We start from the raw sequence: 22046 nt of genomic DNA on the forward strand, positions 1-22046 counted from the left end.
CGCTTTTAGCATCGGGGCGAGGTCGCGCAAGCACACGTCACTGTTGCGCAACGCCCTCAGGTTGTTCCATGCTATGCCTGCAAGGAGACGCCGTGGACGCCATCAATCCGAGCGTGGAGCTGACCGAGGCTGAGCGGATCGACCGCCTGCGGCTGATCCGCTCCGACAATGTCGGGCCGCGCACCTTCCGCTCGCTGGTCGATCATTTCGGCACCGCGCGCGCCGCGCTGGAGCGGCTGCCTGATTTGGCGCGCCGCGGCGGCGCGCAGCGATCGGGACGCATCTGCAGCGCCGATGAAGCCAAGGCCGAGCTTGCCGCGAGCCGCAAGTTCGGCATCGCCTGGCTCGCGCCGGGCGAGGACGGTTATCCTGAGCGGCTGGCGATGATCGACGATGGGCCGCCGCTGCTCGCAGTGCGCGGCGACACGAAAACCCTGATGCGGCCGATGATCGCGATCGTCGGCTCGCGCAATGCTTCCGGCGCCGGGCTGAAATTCGCCGGCATGCTGGCGCGTGAGCTCGGCGAAGCCGGCTTCGTGGTCATCTCCGGCCTCGCCCGCGGCGTTGATCAGGCCGCGCATCGCACCAGCGTCGAGAGCGGCACGGTCGCGGTGCTCGCAGGCGGCCATGACTGCATCTATCCGCCCGAGCATGGCGATCTCCTCACAGCGATCCTCGACCACGCGGGCGCCGCGATCTCCGAGATGCCGCTCGGCCACGAGCCGCGCGCGCGTGACTTCCCTCGCCGCAACCGATTGATCTCGGGCGCCTCGCTCGGCGTGGTCGTGGTGGAAGCCGCGCACCGCTCGGGCTCGCTGATCACCGCGCGCATGGCGGCCGAACAGGGCCGCGAGGTGTTCGCGGTGCCGGGCTCGCCGCTCGATCCGCGCGCCGCCGGCGCCAACGATCTGATCAAGCAGGGCGCCACGCTGGTCACGGAAGCCGCCGACATCGTCAACGCGGTCCAGCCGATCATGGAGCGCCCGCTGATGCATCCGGCGAGCGAGCCCGACAGCGAGCCGTTCGAGAGCGATCCGCAAGGGCATGACCGCGACCAGATCACCGGCCTGCTTGGTCCTGCCCCTGTTACGATCGACGATCTCGTGCGGATGTCCGGCGCATCGCCCGCCATCGTGCGCACCGTGCTGCTGGAGCTCGAGCTTGCCGGAAAGCTCGAACGCCACGGCGGCGGGTTGGTGTCGCTGATCTAGTTATCGTTGCGCTGATCGAAACGTGTCCGCGCAGCCTCGATCTGCGCGAGATGCTCCATCGCCCATCTGCCGAGGGCCTCGACTGGCTGCGACAGCCCGCGGCCGAGATCGGTCAGCTCGTAGTCGACGCGCGGCGGAATGGTCGGAAAGATCGTGCGCGTGACGAGGCCGTCGCGCTCCAGCCCGCGCAGCGTCAAGGTCAGCATCCGCTGCGAGATGCCGTTGATCATGCGCTTCAGCTCATTGAAGCGCTTCGGCCCGCCGCCGAGCATCATGATCACGAACACGCTCCATTTATCGCCGACGCGAGACAACACGGAGGCCACCCCGCGGCAGTCCGCGTGGTTGGGGTCCGGTCTCGTATCTGACCTTGCATCTGGCCTCGGCGAGGCAGGCAAATCAGTGTTCTCAGGTTTCAATAATGTGCCCATGGCTCAAAAAAGTGCGTTCTTGCGGGGATTTCTACAGTCACTCATGTAGCCCTGGTTACAAACATATACCAAGGTGACCCCAAATGAAACTCCTCCATATCGACTCCAGCGTGCTCGGCCCCCACTCCGTCTCAAGGCAGGTTTCCGCCGCCATCGTCGACCGCCTCCGGCAGACGACGCCCGGCCTCGATGCCACCTATCGTGACCTGACCCAGACCCCACTCGCCCATCTCTCCGGCTCGCATCTTGCGGCCGCGCAAGGCGCCCCGGTGCCGGCTGAACTCGCGCCCGACCTCGCCGCGAGCGCGGCTGCGCTGGACGAGTTTTTGGCCGCTGACATCGTCGTGATCGGCGCGCCCATGTACAATTTTACCATTCCGAGCCAACTCAAGGCCTGGATCGACCGCATCCTGGTGGCGGGAAAGACTTTCAAATACGGCGCGACCGGGCCCGAGGGGCTCGCCGGAGGCAAGCGCGTGATCGTCGCGATCTCGCGCGGTGGCTATTACGGCGCGGGCTCGCCTGCCGCGGCGCTGGAGCATCTCGAAAGTTATCTGCGCGGCGTGTTCGGCTTCATGGGCATCCATGATGCCGAATTCATCATTGCCGACGGCATCCAGGTCGGGCCGGAACATCGCGAGAAGGCGCTCACCGGAGCGCTCCAGGCCGCAACCAGCCTGCACGCCGCATAGGGCTCGCGACGGCTGTACCGTCGGGCGCAACTCGCTCGTTGCGCCCGACCAGGTTCGCGCGAGCAATCAGCCGCGATAGATCGGCGCGCCGCTTGGAGAGGCTACCGCGCCGCCGTCGACGAAGATTTCCTGGCCCTGTACGTGCGCGGAATCATCCGAAGCCAGGAACAACACCGTCTTCGCAACGTGATCGGTTTCGCCCAGACGGCCGAGCGGCGTCGACAGCGCGATCCGCTTCTCGAATGCCTTCTCGGCTTCCGGCGTCGCGATCGCAGGCCCCCACATCGGCGTGCGGATCGCGCCGGGCGCCACGACGTTGACGCGGATGCCGCGCGGCGACAGCTCCGAAGCCATGATCCGCGCCATCGCGCGCACGCCTGCCTTCGCTGCACCGTAGGCCGAGAAACCGGGAATGCCGAGCACCGAGATCACCGAGCCGTTGAGAATGATCGAGGCGTTGTCGTTGAGATAAGGCAGCGCAGATTGCACGGTGAAGAACACGCCGGTGAGATTCGTGCTGATGACCTTCTCGAATACCTCGAGCGTTGCCGCGCCCAGTGGCGTGCTGCCGGCGATGCCGGCATTGGCGAACACGATGTCGAACTTGCCGAATTTTTCGGCGCCCTGCTTGATCGCAGCTTCCGTCGCGGCGATGTCGGTGGCATCGGCGGCGAGCGCGAGCGCGTTGGGTCCCAGCTCCTTCGCCGCCGCTTCCAACGTCGCCTTGTTGCGGCCAGTGATCACCACCTTCGCGCCCTCACCCGCGAACAGCTTCGCGGTCGCAAGCCCAATGCCGCTGTTGCCGCCGGTGATCAGGGCCGTCTTGTTCTTCAGTCTCACGTTCGCCTCCATCAGTTTCATGATGAAACTAGATTGCCATCTAGGGCAAATGGTTTTATTATGCAACCACACAAGCGCGTGATCGGCGCCAGACCTGGCGAATGCTGTGGGACGAACACGATGGTGAAACGAACGAGCTTCGAAGGTGATTCCTGCCCGGTCGCACGGGCGCTGGAAGCGATCGGCGACTGGTGGTCGCTGCTGATCATCCGTGAGGCGCTGTCCGGGCAGCGCCGTTTCGGCGAATTTCAGAGCAAGCTCGGCATGGCCAAGAACATCCTGTCGGCGCGGCTGCGCGCGCTGGTCGATCACGGCATTCTGGCGACTGCCCCCGCCTCCGACGGCAGCGCTTATCAAGAATATGTGCTGACGCCAAAGGGCCGCGGCACCTTCCCGATCCTGGTGGCGCTGCGGCAATGGAGCGAGGAGTTCGACGACCATCCGGAGGAGATCGCGACCATCCTGGTCGATCGCGCCAAGGGCCGCCCGGTGAAGAAGCTCGAAATCCGCGCGGAGGACGGGCGGCTGCTCAGCTCCGCTGATACGACGTTGAAGCCGCGGCCGGCGCCGCGACGGCGATCGGCCTGAGAGCGTCCGACTGCCGCCACACAGTCATTGCGAGGAGCCCTTGCGACGAAGCAATCCAGACTGTCTCCTCGGAAAAGAATCTGTGCTTCGCTACGCTCGCACGCTCACGACAGCTTGCGCCTGCTCCGCAGCCTTGAGTGCTCGTCGGCTTCCAGCTGCGTCATGCCCAATAAATAATGTAACACGTGCAGCTTGTGGCGCTCGGCGAGCTTGCGCAGGGCAGCCGTCTGCTCGGCGATGAAGGCGACCGCCTCATCCGCGCCGCCTTCGCCCGGTTCCTCGTGGCGCGAGCCCCCCGGCACGCCCGATGCGGCGCGCGCTCGTTTCTTTCCTGGCTTAGTCACCAGACCCCACCCCGAATCCATGCCCCGCAGAAACATTACGCCGACATCGGCCGCAACTCCAAGGTGGTATTTTGCAACTTTCTCGATATGAAACTTTTCCCATCGCGGCGGCTTTCAACACCCTTCGATTTGACAGGAACGGCCTCACCACCCATGTTCGGGTCGAAACGGCCGACCCGAGTCCTTTCGTTTTCGGCCCAAGATTTTCCCATAAGTTACTGGAACTACATGAATATCGTCATTGTGGAGTCGCCGGCGAAAGCCAAGACGATCAACAAATATCTGGGCTCGTCCTACGAGGTTCTGGCCTCGTTCGGCCATGTCCGCGACCTGCCCGCGAAGAATGGCTCCGTCGATCCCGACGCCAATTTCAAGATGATCTGGGAGGTCGACCCCAAGGCGGCCGGCCGGCTCAACGACATCGCCAAGTCCCTGAAGAACGCCGACCGCTTGATTCTCGCCACCGACCCTGATCGCGAGGGCGAGGCCATCTCCTGGCACGTGCTGGAGGTGCTGAAGGAAAAGCGCGCACTGAAGGACCAGAAGATCGAGCGGGTGGTGTTCAACGCCATCACCAAGCAGGCGGTCTCGGACGCGATGAAGCATCCGCGCCAGATCGACGGCGCGCTTGTCGACGCCTATATGGCGCGCCGCGCGCTCGACTATCTGGTCGGCTTCACCCTCTCCCCCGTGCTGTGGCGCAAGTTGCCGGGCGCCCGCTCCGCCGGCCGCGTGCAGTCGGTGGCGCTGCGCCTCGTCTGCGACCGCGAACTCGAGATCGAGAAGTTCGTCGCGCGTGAATATTGGTCGCTGATCGCGACCCTGCTGACCCCGCGCGGCGATGCGTTCGAGGCCCGCCTCGTCGGCGCCGACGGCAAGAAGATCCAGCGTCTCGACATCGGCACTGGCGCAGAAGCCGAGGATTTCAAGAAGGCGCTGGAGACGGCGGCCTACGCCGTCACGGCGGTCGACGCCAAGCCCGCGCGGCGCAATCCGCAGGCGCCCTTCACCACCTCGACGCTGCAGCAGGAAGCCAGCCGCAAATACGGCTTTGCGCCGGCGCACACGATGCGCATCGCCCAGCGCCTCTATGAAGGCATCGACATCGGCGGCGAGACCACCGGACTCATTACTTATATGCGTACCGACGGCGTGCAGATTGATCCGTCCGCGATCACGCAGGCGCGCAAGGTGATCGGCGAGGATTACGGCAACGCCTACGTGCCGGACGCCCCGCGCCAGTACCAGACCAAGGCCAAGAACGCGCAAGAAGCGCACGAAGCGATCCGCCCGACCGACATGTCCCGCCGCCCCGACAGCATGAGCCGCAAGCTCGATGCCGATCAGGCGCGTCTCTATGAGCTGATCTGGAAGCGCACCATCGCAAGCCAGATGGAATCCGCCGAGCTGGAGCGCACCACCGTCGACATCACGGCGAAGGCAGGCTCCCGCACGCTGGAGCTGCGTGCCACAGGCCAGGTCGTCAAGTTCGACGGCTTCCTCGCGCTCTACCAGGAAGGCCGTGACGACGAGGAAGACGAGGATTCGCGCCGCCTCCCCGCTATGAGCCCGAACGACGCGCTCAAGCGGCAGAGCCTGTCCGTCACCCAGCACTTCACCGAGCCGCCGCCGCGCTTCTCGGAGGCCTCGCTGGTCAAGCGCATGGAAGAGCTCGGCATCGGCCGGCCCTCGACCTATGCGTCGATCCTCCAGGTGCTGAAGGACCGCGGCTACGTCAAGCTGGAGAAGAAGCGCCTGCATGGCGAGGACAAGGGCCGCGTCGTGGTCGCGTTCCTCGAGAGCTTCTTCAGCCGCTACGTCGAATACGATTTCACCGCCAATCTGGAAGAGCAGCTCGACCGCATCTCCAACAATGAGATCTCCTGGCAGCAGGTGCTGAAGGATTTCTGGACCGGCTTCATCGGCGCCGTCGACGAGATCAAGGACCTGCGTGTGGCGCAGGTGCTCGACGTGCTGGACGAGATGCTCGGACAGCATATCTATCCGCCGCGGCCCGATGGGGGTGACATCAGGCAGTGCCCCAGCTGCGGCAATGGCCGTCTCAATCTGAAGGCCGGCAAGTTCGGCGCCTTCGTCGGCTGCTCGAACTATCCGGAGTGCCGCTACACCCGCCAGCTCGCCGCCGATGGCGAGGCGACTGCTGATCGTTCGCTCGGCCAGGACCCCGATACGGGTCGCGATGTCTGGGTCAAGGCCGGCCGGTTCGGCCCCTATATCCAGCTCGGCGAGCAGAAGGATTATGAGGAAGGCGAGAAGCCGAAGCGCGCAGGCATCCCGAAGGGCACCTCGCCCGGCGATGTCGAGCTTGAGCTCGCGCTGAAGCTCCTCTCCCTGCCGCGCGAAATTGGAAAACATCCGGAAACCGGCCAGCCCATCACCGCCGGCCTCGGCCGCTTCGGGCCGTTCGTGAAGCACGAGAAGACCTATGCCAGCCTGGAGAGCGGCGACGAGGTATTCGACATCGGCCTCAACCGCGCGGTGACGCTGATCGCGGAGAAGGTCGCCAAGGGCCCGAGCCGCCGCTTCGGCGCCGATCCCGGCAAGGCGATCGGCGATCATCCGACACTCGGCACCGTCACCGTGAAGAGCGGCCGCTACGGCGCCTATGTCACCGCAGGCGGCGTCAACGCGACGATCCCCGCCGAGTTCGAAAAGGACACCGTCACGCTGCCGCAGGCGATCGCGCTGATCGACGAGCGCGCAGCCAAGGGCGGCGGCAAGGCCAAGAACACCAAGACGGCCAAGAAGGCGGCAAAGCCGGCCAAGGCCAAGAAAGCTACGGACAAAGCTACGGAGAAGGCTACGGACGGCGAGGACGCCGCGCCAAAGCCGAAGAAGCCGGCCGCGAAGAAAGCCGCGGCCAAATCGAAAACTGAATCCACCAGCAAGGCGCGCGCCGCCGTGTCGTCGACAGCCAAGACGTCGCCGACCAAGGCCGCCGCCGGCAAGGCTCCGGCCAAGAAGAGTGCCGGCAAGACTTAAGTCAGAATTAGAGGTTAAGTGAAACGCAAGAATGACCATGGCTTTCCCGACAGGCAAGCCATCGTCGCCTTCATCAAGGCAAATCCAGGAAAGGTCGGGACCCGCGAAATTGCGCGCGAGTTCGGCCTGAAGAACGCCGATCGCGTCGAGCTCAAGCGCATGCTGCGCGAGCTCGCCGACGACGGGACCATCAAGAAAAAACGTCACAAGGTGTCCGAGCCGGACACGCTGCCGCCGACGCTGGTCGCCGACATTACCGGGCGCGACTCCGACGGCGAATTGATCGCCTCTCCGACCGAATGGGACGAGGTCGAAAGCGGCGAGCCGCCGAAGATCCGCATCCTGATGCCGCGCCGGCCGAAGCCCGGCACTGTCGCCGGTGTTCGCGACCGGGTGCTGCTGCGCGTCGAGCCGAGCAACGAGGCCGAAGGCCCGGCCTATCTCGGCCACGTCATCAAGGTCTTCGACAAGACGAAGAGCCGTATCCTCGGCGTGTTCCGCAGCCTTCCCGAAGGCGGCGGCCGGCTCGTGCCCGTTGACAAGAAGGCTGCCGACCGCGAACTCAACATTGCAGCAGCCGATACGCACGGCGCGCAGGACGGTGACCTCGTCAGCGTCGACATTGTCCGCTCGCGCAGCTTTGGGCTTGCGTCCGGCCGGGTGAAAGAAAAGCTCGGCTCGGTCAAGTCGGAGAAGGCGATCAGCCTGATCGCGATCTACGCCCACGACATCCCCCTGCAATTCTCCTCTGCCGCCGAGCGCGAGGCGGAAGCGGCGGAACCCGCGAACCTGAAGGGGCGCGAGGACTGGCGCGACGTGCCGCTCGTCACCATCGATCCGCCGGATGCGAAGGACCATGACGACGCGGTGCATGCCGAGCCAGATCCTGATCCGAACAACAAAGGCGGCTTCATCGTCAACGTCGCCATTGCCGACGTCAGCTTCTACGTCAGGCCGGGCACCGCGCTCGACCGCGACGCGCTCGACCGCGGCAACTCGGTCTACTTCCCCGACCGCGTCGTGCCGATGCTGCCCGAGCGCATTTCCAACAATCTCTGCTCGCTGGTGCCTGGCGAGCCGCGCGGCGCGCTCGCGGTGCGGATGGTGCTCGGTCCCGATGGCCGGAAACGCTCGCACAGCTTCCACCGCATCCTGATGCGCTCGGCCGCGAAGCTGAGCTACGCGCAGGCGCAGGCCGCGATCGACGGACGGCCGGACGACACCACCGGTCCCCTGCTCGATCCGATCCTGCGGCCGCTCTATGCCGCCTATGCCTGCGCCAAGCGCGCACGCGACGAGCGCGATCCGCTCAATCTCGATCTGCCCGAGCGCAAGATCCTGCTCAAGAGCGACGGCACGGTCGACCGCGTCGTCGTGCCTGAACGGCTCGACGCGCACAAGCTGATCGAGGAATTCATGATCCTCGCCAACGTCGCGGCGGCCGAGATGCTGGAGAAGAAGTCGCTCCCGCTGATCTACCGCGTGCATGACGAGCCGACGCTGGAGAAGGTTCACGCGCTCGCGGAATTCTTGGAGACGCTCGACGTCCCCTTCGCGAAATCAGGCGCGCTGCGCCCCACCCTGTTCAACCGCGTGCTGGCCCAGCTTGAAGGCCATGATTACTACCCGCTGGTGAGCGAGGTGGTGCTGCGCGCCCAGGCGCAGGCCGAATATTCTTCCGAGAATTACGGTCATTTCGGCTTGAACCTGCGCCGCTACGCGCATTTCACCTCGCCGATCCGCCGCTATGCGGACCTCGTCGTGCACCGCGCGCTCGTTCGCGCGCTGGGCCTCGGCGAAGGCGCCCTGCCCGACAGCGAGACGCCGGAAAGCCTTGGCGAAGTCGCAGCCCACATCTCGGTGACCGAGCGGCGCGCGATGAAGGCGGAGCGCGAGACCGTCGACCGCCTGATCGCCCATCACCTCGCCGACCGCATCGGCGCGAGTTTCCAGGGCCGCGTCTCCGGCGTCACGCGCGCCGGCCTGTTCGTCAAGCTTGCCGAGACCGGTGCCGACGGTCTGATCCCGATCCGATCCCTCGGCACGGAATATTTCAATTATGACGAGGGCCGGCACGCCCTCGTCGGCACCCGAAGCGGCACCATGTATCAGCTCGGTGACGTCGTCGACGTCCGCCTGATCGAAGCTGCCCCGATCGCGGGCGCGCTACGCTTCGAGCTGCTGTCGTCGGCCAGTGAAAGCGCGCCGCGTGGCCGCAGGCCATCCGGCCCGCAACGCCGCCCCTCGTTCAAGGCGCATCCCGGACGCAGCCCGGATAAGAAACGCAAGCCGGCGAAGCTAAAATCCAGCAAGGGGAAGAAGAACAAGGGAAAAGCCAAGGGCAAAAAGGGCAAAGCATGGTGACGATGAGCACGGCCCCAAAAATCTGGACGCGGGAGACCGGTCTCGTCGAGAAGCGCGATCTCTGGACGGCAATGAAGCGCGGCTTTCGCGGCCGCTGCCCGCGCTGTGGCCAGGGAAAGCTGTTCCGCGCCTTCCTGAAGACCGCTGACGATTGCGCCAAATGCGGCCTCGATTTCACGCCGCATCGTGCCGACGACCTGCCCGCCTATCTCGTCATCGTCATTGTCGGCCACATCGTGGTGCCTGCCATCCTCTGGATCGAGACCAATTACACCACGCCGGTCTGGCTCAGCTTCGCGGCCTATCTGCCCTTCACCTTCGTCGCCTCGCTCGCGCTGCTGCAGCCCGTCAAGGGAGCTGTGGTCGGCCTGCAATGGGCTCTGCGCATGCACGGGTTTGACGAGAACCCTCCGGATGGTATTCCGCCTGTGTAAGCAAGAAGCAAGAAGCGGTTTGGGTGAGGATATGGCGGATATTGCGCAAGTCACGGAGAAGGCCAAGATCCACGAGGAGAAGGAGGTCGATCACCATCCCTATTTTCGCCCGAGGGATGCGGCGACCCTGATCCTGGTCGATCGCAGCGGCGCCATTCCGAAAGTGCTGGTCGGCAAACGCCACGACAAGGTGGTGTTCATGCCCGGCAAGTTCGTCTTCCCGGGCGGGCGCGTCGACAAGGCCGACTATCGCGTGCCCTGTGCGGCGCCGATCACGGCCGAGCTCGAAGCCAATCTCGCCAAGGGCAGCCCGAAGACGCCAGCCTCGCGCGCGAAGTCGCTCGCCATTGCCGCGATCCGCGAGGCCTGCGAGGAGACGGGACTCTGCCTCGGCCGCAAAGCGGAGGGCAAAACGCCGAAGCTCGATGGCCCCTGGAAACCGTTCGCGGATGCAGGCCTCTTGCCCGATCCCTCCGGCTTGTTCCTGATCGCCCGCGCGATCACTCCGCCCGGCCGCGTCAAGCGGTTCGACACGCGCTTCTTCACCGCGGATGCCTCCGCGATCACCCATCGCGTCGACGGCGTGATCCATGCCGATGCCGAGCTGGTCGAGCTGGTCTGGGTCGAGCTCGGCTCGAAGCCGCTGGCCGATCTGCATCCGATGACGCGCAACGTGCTCAACGAGCTCGACGCCCGCCTTGCCACCGGCCCGCTCCGCCACGATGCGTCGGTGCCGTTCTTCCATTTCTACGGCGGCAAGATGCAGAAGGATGTTTTGAGCTAGGCCGTCATGGCGGGGCGCGGCTCTCTCCTGTCGTCATTCCGGGGCGACCGCGTCAGCGGCGAGCTATGGTGCGCAATTGCGCACCTGAGAATCCATTGGGCCGCGGAGATCGCTGGAAAATGGATTCTCAGGTGCGCAATTGCGCACCATAGTTCGCGCTACGCGCGCCCTGGAATGACGTGCTGAGAGAGCATAAAAAAACAAAATAATCTTCCCGCCTCCCCCGATGGCGGAGTTCCCGAGCATGCCTATGTCTTCCCGAGCGTCACCAAGAACGGACACCGGGCGATGGCACAACGGCAACTCAAGCTTGGCGCGTTCATGCGCCCGATCAGCATCCACACCGGCGCCTGGCGCTATCCCGGGGCCTGGCCTGACGCCAATTTCAATTTCGGTCACATCAAGCAGCTGATCCAGAAGTTAGAGGCCGGCAAGTTCGACGCCTTCTTCATGGCCGATCACCTCGCCGTGTTGAACATGCCGATCAACGCGCTCAAGCGCAGCCACACCGTGACCTCGTTCGAGCCGTTCACGCTGCTGTCGGCGCTCTCGGCGGTCACTGAGCGCATCGGCCTGATCGCGACGGGCTCGACCACGTTCGACGAGCCCTATCACGTCGCGCGCCGCTTCGCTTCCCTCGACCATCTCAGCGGCGGCCGCGCCGGTTGGAATATCGTCACGACCTCGAACCCGGACGCGGCGCTGAATTTCGGTCTCGACGATCACATGGAGCACGCCGAGCGCTACAAGCGCGCGCGCGAGTTCTACGACGTCGTCACCGGTCTGTGGGATTCCTTCGCCGACGATGCATTCGTGCGCGACGTCGAGAGCGGGCTGTTCGTCGATCCCGCGAAGATGCACACGCTCGACCACAACGGCAAATACCTGAAGGTGCGAGGTCCCCTCAACATCGCCCGTCCGGTGCAGGGCTGGCCGGTGATCGTGCAGGCCGGCGCGTCGGAAGACGGCAAGCAACTCGCGGCCGAAACAGCGGAAGCCGTCTTCACCGGCGGCGGCAGCCTCGCCGACGGGCAAAAGCTCTACGCCGACATCAAGGGCCGCATGGAGAAGGTTGGCCGCGACCCCGAGCACCTCAAGATCCTGCCCGGCGCCTTCGTCGTGGTCGGCGACAGCGTCGATGAAGCCAAGGAGAAGCGCGCGCTGCTCGACAGCCGCGTGCACTACGACAGCGCCATCGCCTCACTGTCCGTCATCCTCGGCACCGACGCATCGGGATTCGATCCGGATGGCCAGTTGCCGGAGATTCCCGAAACCAATGCCAGCAAGAGCGGCCGTCAGCGCATGGTCGACCTCGCCAGGCGCGACAAGCTGACGGTGCGCCAGCTCGCCCAGCGCGTCGGCGGCTATGGTGGGCTGTCCTTCGTCGGCACAGCCAAAACCATCGCCGATCAGATGGAGGAATGGCTGGTCGGGCGCGGCTCCGACGGCTTCAACATCATGTTCCCGTTCCTGCCCGCCGGCCTCGACGATTTCGTCGACAAAGTGGTCCCGGAGCTGCAGCGCCGCGGGATTTTCCGCAAGGAGTATGAAGGGGCCACTTTGAGGGAAAATCTGGGCCTGCCACGGCCGAAAAACCGGTTCTTTGAGGCCTAATGGGCCCGTTTTGGGTGGTTTTTTGGGGTGTAAAACCTTGACATCAGGCGGTTTCTGGCTAGGTTGCCGGCCAACGCGGGCCGTTTGGCCGGCTCCAGATTCCCTTCATCTCTGAGGTTCGAAACATGGCCAAAGCGGTCACCATCAAGGTCAAGCTCGTGTCCTCGGCCGACACCGGCTTCTACTACGTCGCCAAGAAGAATTCGCGCACCATGACCGACAAGCTGGTCAAGAAGAAGTACGATCCGGTCGCGCGCAAGCACGTCGAATTCCGCGAAGCCAAGATCAAGTAAGAAGATCAAGTAAGATCGGCGCAGCGTTGAAGAGTTTTACGGGGCCCTCACGGGCCCCGTTTTATTTTGTGCCATCTCGTGTCCCGGACGCGCTGCAGCGTGCAACGCTGCTGCGCAGAGCCGAGACCCAGCAAGCAATACGCGGCGATGTGGACGCATGGGCCCCGGCTCAGCAGCGCACCGTCGAAGTGACGCTGCGCCGTGCCCGGGGCACAGCGGTGGCGTGCGAATGCCGCGACGCCATGCGTCTCGAAGCCGACGATATCTTTTCTATCGATCCAGCCTGAACTCGCGTTTGGTTCTGCCGACGCGTTAAATGAAACGGGCGATGCGACCCACTTCGGCGTGGCCCAGTGAAGCTGGCGAAGACCCGGCCTGAAATCGCCGCCGCTTCTATCCCTCTGAACCGACATGTAGCGGCACCGCGTCAACGCAAGCGATGGGCCACTGCCGGACCCACGTGCAACAAGAATGCCTATGCGGTCCTTGCCGGTGCGGTGAGCGCCAGCGCCGCCACGGCATCCGCTATTCCCGGCGCATCTGCATAGGTAACCATGTGACCGCCATCCTCGACCAGATGTAGCAGGGAGCGGGGTAACGCCTCGTGCAGGCGACGCGACTGGTCGGCCTCGATGAGCCGGTCAGCCTTTCCATGCACGATCCTAACCGGACACCGGATGCCCCGATATTGAAGCCGCAATTGCGCAGCAGCTGGAATAAGGAGCGCGCTCTCCTCGGCGGCCGCCCTCAACTGCTTGGGCCGGAGAGCCAACGAGATCGGAAATTCGTTCTTGAATTCCGGCGGAATGGCACGCGGCGCGAACAAGGTGCGCATCAGTTTCGGCATAATGGCCCACGATATGATCGGCGAGATAGTGTAGCGCATCAGATCGCCGAGCAGCGGCAGTGCCGGAACTGACATGAGCCAAAAGTCCATCCGAGAGGTTGGAAAATAGTAGCCGGACACAAGCACCAGCCCACTCACGGCAGAGTCGCTTCGCAGCGCCAGCGCGATCGCCACCAGCGTTCCCCAGGAGTGGCCCAGCACCACGGGATTGCGCACCCCAAGCTGATCAAGAGCCTTCGCGAACAAGGCAGCTTGCGTTGTGGCCGTCCAGATGCGCGTGCGCGGACGGTGGCTGTAGCCAAACCCTGGTCGGTCGAAGCAAACGACGCGATAGTTCTGGGCCAGGCGGTCGACCAAACCGCTCAGGACGAGATCCTGAACCATGGTGCCATTTCCGTGGAGCAGGACCACGCAAGGCGCGGCGGCATCGCCCCGTTCGATATAGTGAAGGCGCACTCCGTCGCACACGGTGAAGACGCCGATCGGCGGATTCTTTTGCTCAGCTGCCACCTGAAAGGCGATGTTGCCGAGTATCAGAACGACCAGTCCGACCAAAATGATCAGCAGGACGGTTTCGGTTGTGGACATCGGGTCAACCTATATTTCGCGCTGGCGGGCTCCAAATCGGCGGCCCTGAGCCCGCTAAGGGCCAATGCGGATGCTGATTCCTCTCCTCTGTGAGCCGCGGTCCCCAGCCGAAAGCAACCGTGCTCGGCGCGTGCGCGATCCGCATTGCGTCCATCCATTTGCCGCTGCGGGTACGGCTTACACTTATCGTGCCCGCAGAGCGGTGAGCTCCCGGGACGGCTCGATGCGCCAGAACGGATATGCCGCCAATTCTTTCGAATGCTGCCCGAACATGTCGACCCGTCTGGTCGTAAATTCCGATATGACGGCGAAAAAGTCGATCGGTGACCTGATCGCAGCAAGCCTCAGGCCGAATTCGAAAGCGAAGTGCATGTTGGCTTGCGCTATTTCAAGAAGCTTCATTTGATAAGCTGGCATGTTTGGCGCCGCTAAACCACACCCTTGCTTTGGATCGCTGTCCCTCATCTTCTGACGGAGATCATCCTTTAGATCACCGGCCCCATTTTCAACGAGGGGAGCCTCGTGCCTTGAATCGTCATGAAGCTTGAGAGGCGATTCAATCGCGGCTATCGCGACAGAGCGAAGATTGTCATTCTCTTTCGGGCTCCTATCAATGGCCTCCTTGCTCCGTTGGACCCGCTCAGCCGTTTTCGCGGTGCGCGGGCGCTTTGACGGTTTTGCCGGCTTACGTTTGCTCATCTGACGCTCCAAGAAAACGGGGGCGACCACGTCGGTCATTTCTGAAAAGACAACCGGCTTTGCGGGGCGGCGTTCCCAACGCGTGGATGATGCGAGTTCCGCATGAACTAGAGCAATGGCGCGTTCTGGATCTCGACGATGATTTTAGGTAGCAACGCCAACCAACGAACGTCGAGCTGGCGGTCCGAGGGTCTGCGTCCAAGGGCGGCGGCCTAAGAACAGTCACCCTCGGCTCGCTAAGGACCGCAGCGAGGATACCGCCACCGGCGACTTTCGGCGACGCCGAGCTGATCCGGAAGTTCGGCCACGTTCCCGAGGAACTAAGCGCACTGTGAAGTCCGACTACCTACCGAGCGAGTGCTCGAGGAAGAAGCGCAGCATTTCCCTCGTCGCATCCGGCCCTTGCGGGTCGGTGTAGGACCCGGCCGGACTACCGCCCGACCACGCGTGTCCGGCGCCATCGATGTTCCAGTGTTCGGAGATTGCCCGACCGCCCGCGTCGCTCAGGATGGTGCGAGTGTAGGCATGACCGTTGGGTACGCGTCCGCGAAGTACCTTCGTTGTCGGTCTCATCGCTCCGGCGGACTGCTCGATAATCTGGTCGCCATTCTTGGGATGCACCGTCGTGTCGCGATTGCCATGGAAAACGATGGTCGGCACAGACGTTTTGCCATCCGCAATTGCCTTGGAGCCGCCTCCCTGCATGGCGGCGAACGCAGAGGGAAGATCGCTCGCGGCCCCGCACGCCAGGCCCGAATGAACACCGACGGCCGCGTACAGGTCGCTATACGTTGCGCCCATGATGGCGGCGGCGGCCCCGCCGGCCGACAGACCCGCGACGTAGACGCGCTTCGGATCAATCGCATGGTCGCGCATGATCTGACGCGTGATGCCGGCGATCATCGAGGGCTCGCCCCCGCCGCGGCGCTGGTCGCCCGTGCGAAACCAGTTCCAGCACTTCGACTGGTTGGCTCCCCTCGGCTGCTCGGGATACACCACGAAGCAATTCTGCTCTTCCGCCAGGAAGTTCATCCTGGTGCCAGCGGCGAAATCGTCCGGCGACTGCGTGCAACCATGGAGCATGACGATGAGGGGAAGCTGTTGTCCCTGACAGCCGCTCGGGATGAACAGCTTGTAGGTCCGGCTTCCTGCCGCGTTGCCGTAGGTGCCGGCGATGAACCGTGTGCCCTCGGGCACGATGTCCGACGTGGATGGCGGAGTACGTCCGATCGGACCTTGCAGGCCGAACCCGGAAAACTTCCTCATCTCATCGAGCGGTGAGGTGCGTTTGCGTCCCTGAACAGGGCGAGGCTGCGAGGTCGGCCGGCTTTCCCTGTCTTCGACGACGTTGGGCTCGACGTCGATGGTCGGCGGCTCGAGCCGCGCGGGCGGAGCCGGGGCGGCGCTGCGAGCTGTCGGTGCTCGGGCGCTATCGCCCCGAAGCATGCGCTGCAGGAGCGCGGTGGCCTCGACCAGTTGACCGGCACGCGTGAGGCGGGTCGCTTCGCGGACTATGTCTTGATTCAGCATCGTTCACCTCGTTCTGTCGGCGAGAGCGGCCTTGACCGCGGGAGTGGCATGAAGGGCTCCCAGCACCGAGACCGACGCGATGGTGGCGCGGGCCAACTCGGGAGTGACGTCCTGGGCGATGGTGGCCAGGCCCAAAACATTGATCTGCAGCATCTCGCCGGCGCGCCGCGCCGCTTCGAGATCATCGCGGGTGTAGTTGCGCAGGCCGAGGTCAAGGCTCTTCCGAGCCGTGGATTGCCTGACGACATCTGCATGGCGCTCGAGCTGGTTCCGGATAGCCGTCCGGATGAAATCGGTCCGGTTCGAATAGAACCCCTCCTGCACCATGAGATCGACGTGGCCGAGGTCGACATAGCCAAGGTTGATCGTGATCTTCTCAGTGTCGGGGGTTCTGGATCGCAGCTCGCGCACGTTATCAGCCATGCAACAACCTCATTCCATCCATATGGATGGTGTGTGGATGTTAGATGGATGTTGTGAAAGCCGGGTTCAAGGGGCTGGCCGCGCCATTTCGGCATCTGGAGCCGCTGCGGCTGTCCTGGCCGGGACCCAGCCAGCGTCCCAGGCGTCTTCATTCAAATTCGCTTCCAGCCGCAAGCTGTGCAGCCGCGCGCTACGGTGCCGCTAAATCAAAGGAGCCGCTCGAACCTTCAAGGGATGGAAAGCGTCAGTGCCCCCCGGCGGCCATGACCTAACCAAAATTCCCTAGGGACGATAGCTGACCCTCCTCACGGTCAGCTCGTGACGTTTCACCGCGCCCACCGCACGCCATTTTGAGATAGACTAGAGTACCTAGCGCTCTAAGGACGTCTGAGGACGGCCGAGCCGGGAGATGAGCCCATGGACGTCGCGGCCTGGCTGCGCGGTTTGGGGCTGGGACAGTACGAGCAGGCGTTCCGCGAGAACGACGTCGACGCCGGGGTCCTGGCCGATCTCACGGCCGAGGATTTAATCGGGCTCGGCGTCGCCTCGATCGGCCATCGCCGCAAGCTGCTCGCCGCCATTGCTGCCCTGCGTGCCGGCTCAATTTCGGCCACTACTCCTGCCACGTCTGCACCCGCCGCTATCTCCGAAAAGGCTTGGCTCGCACCCGAGGCTGAGCGCCGCCAGCTCACAGTGATGTTCGTCGACCTGGTCGACTCGACCGCCCTCGCGGCGCGCCTCGATCCGGAGGAAATGGCCGAAGTCCTGCGGATCTATCAGAGCGTAGTGACCGGCGCGATCGCGCGGTTCGAAGGGTACGTGGCAAAGTACATGGGGGATGGTGTGCTGGCCTACTTCGGTTATCCTCGCGCCCATGAAGATGAGGCCGAACGCGCTGTACGGGCCGGCCTCGCTGCAGTCGCGGCGGTGCACAGACTGGAGTCGGCGCATGGCAAGTCACTGGCGGCCCGGGTCGGTATCGCGACCGGCCCAGTGGTTGTCGGTGAATTGATCGGCGAAGGCGCGGCGCGGGAGGAGACGGTGGTCGGCGACACGCCGAACCTCGCGGCGCGGCTGCAAGCCTTGGCCGACCCGGGCACGGTGGTGATCTCCGCTCGCACCCGGGAGCTCGTTGGCGGGCTGTTCGAACTCGCCGAGCTTGGCATGCAGATCTTGAAGGGATTTCCCGTACCGGTACGCCCGTGGCGGGTGGTCGGGGAAGGCGCCGCCGAGAGCCGGTTCGAGGCGTTGCACGGGGCAGGTCTGACGCCGCTTGTCGGCCGCGAAAATGAGATCGGCCTGCTGCTCGAGCACTGGGAGCGATCCAAGGAGGGTGAAGGCCAGGTGGTGCTGCTGGCGGGCGAGGCTGGCATCGGCAAATCACGCCTTGTGCGGACGCTGCGCGGACGACTTGAAGATGAGCCGCATACCACCCTGAGCCACTACTGCTCACCGCACCATCAGACCAGCCCGCTTTATCCTGTGATCGGCCTGCTGGAGCGCGCGGCGGGCTTCACCACGGACGATCCCGCCGCAACGAGGCTCGACAAGCTCCAGGCGCTGCTCGCGCTATCGACCGACGATGTCACCGCGGTGGCGCCGCTGCTCGCGGCATTACTGTCGCTCGAGACGGGTGCGCGGTACCCGCCCCTCGAGATGAGTCCGCATCGGCAGAAGGAGCGGACACTCGAGGAGCTGGTCGCTCAGGTATTGGGGCTCGCAGCAAGGCGGCCCGTGCTGGCCATGTACGAGGACGTGCACTGGGCAGATCCGACGTCGCTCGAGCTGCTCGATCTCCTGGTCGACCGGGTGCAAGGCGCCCGCGTACTCGTCCTCATGACCTTCCGGCCCGAGTTCGAGCCGCCTTGGATGCGCTATGCCCACGTCACAGCGCTGACCCTCAGCCGCTTGAGCCGTCGGCAGGGTGCGGCCATGGTCGCGCAGCTGAGCGGCGGCAAGGCGCTACCCCCTGCCGTGCTCGACCAGATCGTTGCCAAGACGGACGGCGTGCCGCTGTTCGTCGAGGAACTGACGCGGACGGTGCTGGAGACCAATTTGCTCCGCGATGAGGGCGACCACTACGCGCTTGCCGGACCGCTGCCGCCGATGGCGATCCCGGCCACGCTCCAGGAGTCACTGTTGGCGCGGCTCGACCGGCTGGCTCCAGCCCGGGAGGTGGCCCAGGTCGCAGCCGCTATTGGCCGGGAATTCTCTCACGAACTGCTCGGGATCGCTGCCGCGCTGCCGGAGAGCGATCTGCAGGCGGGGTTGGACGAGCTTGTCGACTCGGGCCTGGTGTTCCAGAGAGGAACTGCGCCGCAGGCGACCTATAGCTTCAAGCATGCACTCGTACAGGACACCGCCTATGCCACGCTGGTGCGCGCGAAACGGCAGCGCTTGCACGCCCGGATCGCTGCCGCGCTTGAGCAGCATTTTCCGGAGAAGGTGCAGGTGCAGCCCGAACTTCTGGCCCACCATTACATGGAGGCCGGACTGGTCGAACCGGCGATCGACTATTGGCTGAGGGCGGGACAGCGAGCCATCACGCGCTCGGCGATGTCTGAAGCGCTGGCGCAGTTGCGGAGCGGGTTGGGCCTGCTTGCGCGCTTGCCCGAGGTCGCCCGCCCGCGGCGAGAACTGGACCTCCAGGTGGCGTTGGGTGTGGCACTGATGGCAACGCAAGGCTGGGCAGCGCCGGAAGCCGGGCGAGCCAACGCCCGTGCTCGCGAGCTCTGCGAGCAGCTCGGCGCCGCCGCTCAGCTCTGGCCCGTGCTCTACGGTCAATGGGTGTTCCACGGGGTGCGAGGCGAGCACAACGCGGCGCGAAGCGTGGCAGACGAGTTTCTTCGCCGGGCGCAGGACCATAATGACACGTCGCCGGCGGTGGTTGCTCACCGCATCTGCGGGACCGGTGCATTGTGGCGCGGCGAGCTGCCTGCTGCCCGCATCCATCTGGAGCGGACGCTTGCCCTCTATGACCGGGAGCAGCATCACTCGCTCGTCTCTCTCTATGTGCAGGATCCGCGGGTGGCTGCGCTGTCGGGGCTCTCATGGACGTTGTTTGCGCTGGGCTATCCGGAGCAGGCTCGGACGCGGAGCCGCGAAGCGCTCGATGCGGCACGTGAGCTCGCTCACCTCAACACGGTGGCTTACGCCCTTTTGTTCGCGTCTTTCTTCGAGCAGTATTGTCTGGCGTGGCGTGAGGCGAAGGACCGAGCCGAAGCACTGGTTGAGCTCTCGACCGAACAGGGATTTCCGCATTTCCTCGCGCCTGCCACGGTAATCCGCGGTTGGGCTCTGACTCAGTCGGGTGAAGCGGAGATTGGGCTCACGCAGCTTCGGCAGGGCCTTCCGGCATGGCGTGCCACCGGGGCTGGTCTCTATGAGCCGTATTTCCTCGGCCTGCAGGCTGAGGCACGCGGCTGTTTGGGCGCGGTGGAGGAAGGTTTGGAGCTGGTTGAAACGGCGCTGGATCGCGTGGAAGAAACCGGCGAGGGATGGTTCGAGGCCGAACTCCATCGGATCATGGGCGAGCTGATGTTGCAGTTGCCCAAGCCCGACCCGATCGCGGCGGAAGCACAGTTCGGGCAGGCCGCTGCAACGGCGCGCCAGCAAGGTGCCAAGCTGTGGGAGTTGCGCGCAGCGACACGTCTTGCACGCTTGTGGAACGAACAAGGTCGGCACGACGAGGCTCACGACCTTGTCATCCCGCTCTACAGCCAATTCACTGAGGGTTTTGGGACAGCGGATCTTCAGGCTGCCAGAGCAACACTTCGCGAGATCACTGCCAGCTCCGAGAAGACCCGAGATACCGCTAGTTAATGAGGTGCACGAGCATGGCTGGCTCTTAGCCAGTCGCTTGGATGGGATCTGGACGGTTTTCAGCAGTGGCATGAAGCCGTCCACGTCTGAACGGCGGCTCAGGGTCACAAGCGACCATCACGACCAAGTAGCGTGGGGACCGCTATGAGCTCCCAAGCCGACGCTCGCGATCACCCTTCCCGCCTACGCCGCCCGCAGCACCGGCGCCGGCGGCTGCGACGGCCTGACAAGCGCGAACGCCACCTGCAAGATGCCGCCGGCTAGCCCCAGCGCCACGCCGATGCGCCAGGCCATTGTGTAGGAGCCGAGCGCGTCGTAGAGCACCCCGCCTCCATACGCGCCGAGGAAGCTGCCGATCTGGTGGCTCATGAAGGCGAGGCCCTGGATCATCGCCTGCCAGCGCAGGCCGAACATCTCGGCGACGGCGCCTGCGACCAGCGGGCCGACGCCCATCCAGAGGAAGCCCATGATCGCGCCGAACAGCAGCGTCGAGAACGGCGTTGCCGGCAGCATGAAGTACCAGGCGAGCGCCAGCGAGCGCAGGATGTAGATGCCGCCCAGAAGCGCCAGCTTGTTCCAGCGCTCGCCGGCCCAGCCGAAGAACAGCGAACCCAGCACGTTGAAGCCGCCGATCATGCCGAGCGTCTGCGCGCTCAGCATCGGATCGAGGCCGCAGATCGCAAGATAGGACGGCAGATGCGTGGTGAGGAACACGAGCTGCATGCCGCAAACGAGATAGGCGCAGGTCATCACCACGAAGGAGGCGTTCCCGAACGCCGCCCTGGTTACCGACGCGGCGGTCGCATCGCCAATGTCATCGGGGGCGGGCTTGGGCAGCGGGACCTGATCGACACGGCCGGCATACCAGGCCGCGGGGATCATCAGCACCGACATGACGACGAAGCCGGCAAGGCCGATGCGCCAGCCAAACCCCTCGTTGAGCACCTGTCCGATCGGCGCCGACAGCAGCGCGCCGAGCGAGCCCGCGCCGGAGACAATGCCGAGCACGGTGGAGCGCACCGTCGCCGGCACCGCGCGCGCCGCCACCGACATCGCGATCGCCGCCGCGGTGCAGGCGAGCGAGGTGCCGATCAGCACGCCGGCGCCGATCATGAGGCTGACCAGCCCGTTCGCGGTCGCCATCAGAATGAGGCCGACGATGTACATCAGCGATCCCACGATCATGATCGGACGGAAGCCGTAGCGCACCGTCATCGCGCCGGCGAGCGGCTGAAGAAAGCCCCAGGCGAGGTTCTGCACGGCCAGCGCCAGCGTGAAATCAGAGATCGAAATGTGGATGTCATGCGTCAGCGGCTGCATGAATATCCCGAGCGACTGCCGCAGCCCCATGCTCAGCGTCAGCATGATCGAGGCGCCGATCAGGATGGGCAATGTCGGACGCAGGACCTGCAGCAGGGGCATTTTCTTCTCCCTTTTGGGCACGGCGCAATTGCCGTCGTCCGCTTTTGCCGTTGATTTTGGGTACACAGACCTGTGTACTTAGGCTATGGATAGCTGGTGCTGTCAAGCGAACTGGAC

Annotated in this window: 18 protein-coding genes; 10 read left to right on the plus strand and 8 right to left on the minus strand. The window is 64.5% G+C overall.

Annotated features, from left to right (window positions below; genetic code table 11):
• Window positions 1-68 precede the first annotated feature (68 nt).
• On the plus strand, window positions 69-1211 hold the full coding sequence (dprA, locus tag IVB26_RS23775; protein ID WP_247967648.1) for a DNA-processing protein DprA: 1143 nt from the start codon (window positions 69-71) through the stop codon (window positions 1209-1211).
• On the opposite strand, the gene IVB26_RS23780 is transcribed toward dprA, so the two are convergent.
• Window positions 1208-1642: a winged helix-turn-helix transcriptional regulator gene (locus tag IVB26_RS23780; RefSeq protein ID WP_247967649.1), complete on the minus strand. Its 435-nt coding sequence runs from the start codon at window positions 1640-1642 to the stop codon at window positions 1208-1210. The two genes, dprA and IVB26_RS23780, sit on opposite strands and share 4 nt — an antisense overlap.
• A gap of 83 nt (window positions 1643-1725) precedes the next feature.
• Here IVB26_RS23780 and IVB26_RS23785 point away from each other — a divergent pair, with 83 nt between their 5' ends.
• Window positions 1726-2334 carry an FMN-dependent NADH-azoreductase gene (locus tag IVB26_RS23785; RefSeq protein WP_247967650.1) on the plus strand — a complete coding sequence of 203 codons (609 nt, stop codon included), beginning with the start codon at window positions 1726-1728 and terminating at the stop codon, window positions 2332-2334.
• A 66-nt stretch (window positions 2335-2400) separates the two neighbouring features.
• Here the strand turns inward: IVB26_RS23785 and IVB26_RS23790 are convergent, their stop codons facing one another.
• A complete protein-coding gene (locus tag IVB26_RS23790) occupies window positions 2401-3174 on the minus strand; it encodes an SDR family oxidoreductase (RefSeq protein ID WP_247967651.1) in 774 nt (257 codons plus the stop codon).
• A 120-nt stretch (window positions 3175-3294) separates the two neighbouring features.
• Here IVB26_RS23790 and IVB26_RS23795 point away from each other — a divergent pair, with 120 nt between their 5' ends.
• On the plus strand, window positions 3295-3762 hold the full coding sequence (locus tag IVB26_RS23795) for a winged helix-turn-helix transcriptional regulator (protein ID WP_247967652.1): 468 nt from the start codon (window positions 3295-3297) through the stop codon (window positions 3760-3762).
• A 104-nt stretch (window positions 3763-3866) separates the two neighbouring features.
• Here the strand turns inward: IVB26_RS23795 and IVB26_RS23800 are convergent, their stop codons facing one another.
• Window positions 3867-4106: a hypothetical protein gene (locus IVB26_RS23800; RefSeq protein WP_247967653.1), complete on the minus strand. Its 240-nt coding sequence runs from the start codon at window positions 4104-4106 to the stop codon at window positions 3867-3869.
• 228 nt (window positions 4107-4334) lie between these two features.
• Here IVB26_RS23800 and topA point away from each other — a divergent pair, with 228 nt between their 5' ends.
• The 6 genes from topA (at window position 4335) to rpmG (ending at window position 12598) form a co-directional block, all read left to right on the plus strand.
• The gene (gene topA / locus IVB26_RS23805) at window positions 4335-7109 is read left to right on the plus strand and encodes a type I DNA topoisomerase (RefSeq protein ID WP_247967654.1); all 2775 of its coding nucleotides are present in this window, start codon (window positions 4335-4337) and stop codon (window positions 7107-7109) included.
• A gap of 18 nt (window positions 7110-7127) precedes the next feature.
• Window positions 7128-9473: a ribonuclease R gene (gene rnr, locus IVB26_RS23810; RefSeq protein ID WP_247967655.1), complete on the plus strand. Its 2346-nt coding sequence runs from the start codon at window positions 7128-7130 to the stop codon at window positions 9471-9473.
• Window positions 9467-9907, plus strand: coding sequence for a DUF983 domain-containing protein (locus IVB26_RS23815; RefSeq protein WP_247967656.1), 441 nt, complete (start codon window positions 9467-9469; stop codon window positions 9905-9907). The genes rnr and IVB26_RS23815 overlap by 7 nt, the downstream gene beginning before the upstream one ends.
• 31 nt (window positions 9908-9938) lie before the next feature.
• Window positions 9939-10691 (plus strand): NUDIX hydrolase, encoded by a 753-nt coding sequence (locus tag IVB26_RS23820; protein ID WP_247967657.1) that lies wholly within the window; start codon window positions 9939-9941, stop codon window positions 10689-10691.
• Between the two features lie 288 nt (window positions 10692-10979).
• Window positions 10980-12305 (plus strand): LLM class flavin-dependent oxidoreductase, encoded by a 1326-nt coding sequence (locus IVB26_RS23825; protein ID WP_247967658.1) that lies wholly within the window; start codon window positions 10980-10982, stop codon window positions 12303-12305.
• A 125-nt stretch (window positions 12306-12430) separates the two neighbouring features.
• The gene (rpmG, locus tag IVB26_RS23830; RefSeq protein ID WP_007603295.1) at window positions 12431-12598 is read left to right on the plus strand and encodes a 50S ribosomal protein L33; all 168 of its coding nucleotides are present in this window, start codon (window positions 12431-12433) and stop codon (window positions 12596-12598) included.
• A gap of 475 nt (window positions 12599-13073) precedes the next feature.
• On the opposite strand, the gene IVB26_RS23835 is transcribed toward rpmG, so the two are convergent.
• The 4 genes from IVB26_RS23835 to IVB26_RS23850 form a co-directional block, all read right to left on the minus strand.
• A complete protein-coding gene (locus tag IVB26_RS23835; RefSeq protein ID WP_247967659.1) occupies window positions 13074-14033 on the minus strand; it encodes an alpha/beta fold hydrolase in 960 nt (319 codons plus the stop codon).
• A 183-nt stretch (window positions 14034-14216) separates the two neighbouring features.
• Entirely contained in the window at window positions 14217-14732 is a 516-nt protein-coding gene (locus tag IVB26_RS23840) for a Phasin protein (RefSeq protein WP_247967660.1), read from the minus strand.
• A 342-nt stretch (window positions 14733-15074) separates the two neighbouring features.
• Window positions 15075-16262 (minus strand): extracellular catalytic domain type 1 short-chain-length polyhydroxyalkanoate depolymerase, encoded by a 1188-nt coding sequence (locus tag IVB26_RS23845; protein ID WP_247967661.1) that lies wholly within the window; start codon window positions 16260-16262, stop codon window positions 15075-15077.
• Between the two features lie 3 nt (window positions 16263-16265).
• Window positions 16266-16685 (minus strand): CopG family transcriptional regulator, encoded by a 420-nt coding sequence (locus IVB26_RS23850; protein WP_247967662.1) that lies wholly within the window; start codon window positions 16683-16685, stop codon window positions 16266-16268.
• 417 nt (window positions 16686-17102) lie between these two features.
• On the opposite strand from IVB26_RS23850, the gene IVB26_RS23855 reads away from it, so the two are divergent.
• Window positions 17103-20507 carry an adenylate/guanylate cyclase domain-containing protein gene (locus IVB26_RS23855; RefSeq protein WP_247967663.1) on the plus strand — a complete coding sequence of 1135 codons (3405 nt, stop codon included), beginning with the start codon at window positions 17103-17105 and terminating at the stop codon, window positions 20505-20507.
• 183 nt (window positions 20508-20690) lie between these two features.
• On the opposite strand, the gene IVB26_RS23860 is transcribed toward IVB26_RS23855, so the two are convergent.
• On the minus strand, window positions 20691-21929 hold the full coding sequence (locus IVB26_RS23860) for an MFS transporter (protein WP_247967664.1): 1239 nt from the start codon (window positions 21927-21929) through the stop codon (window positions 20691-20693).
• Window positions 21930-22046 lie beyond the last annotated feature (117 nt).

It is taken from the genome of Bradyrhizobium sp. 195, assembly GCF_023101665.1.
Taxonomy (GTDB): Bacteria; Pseudomonadota; Alphaproteobacteria; order Rhizobiales; family Xanthobacteraceae; genus Bradyrhizobium.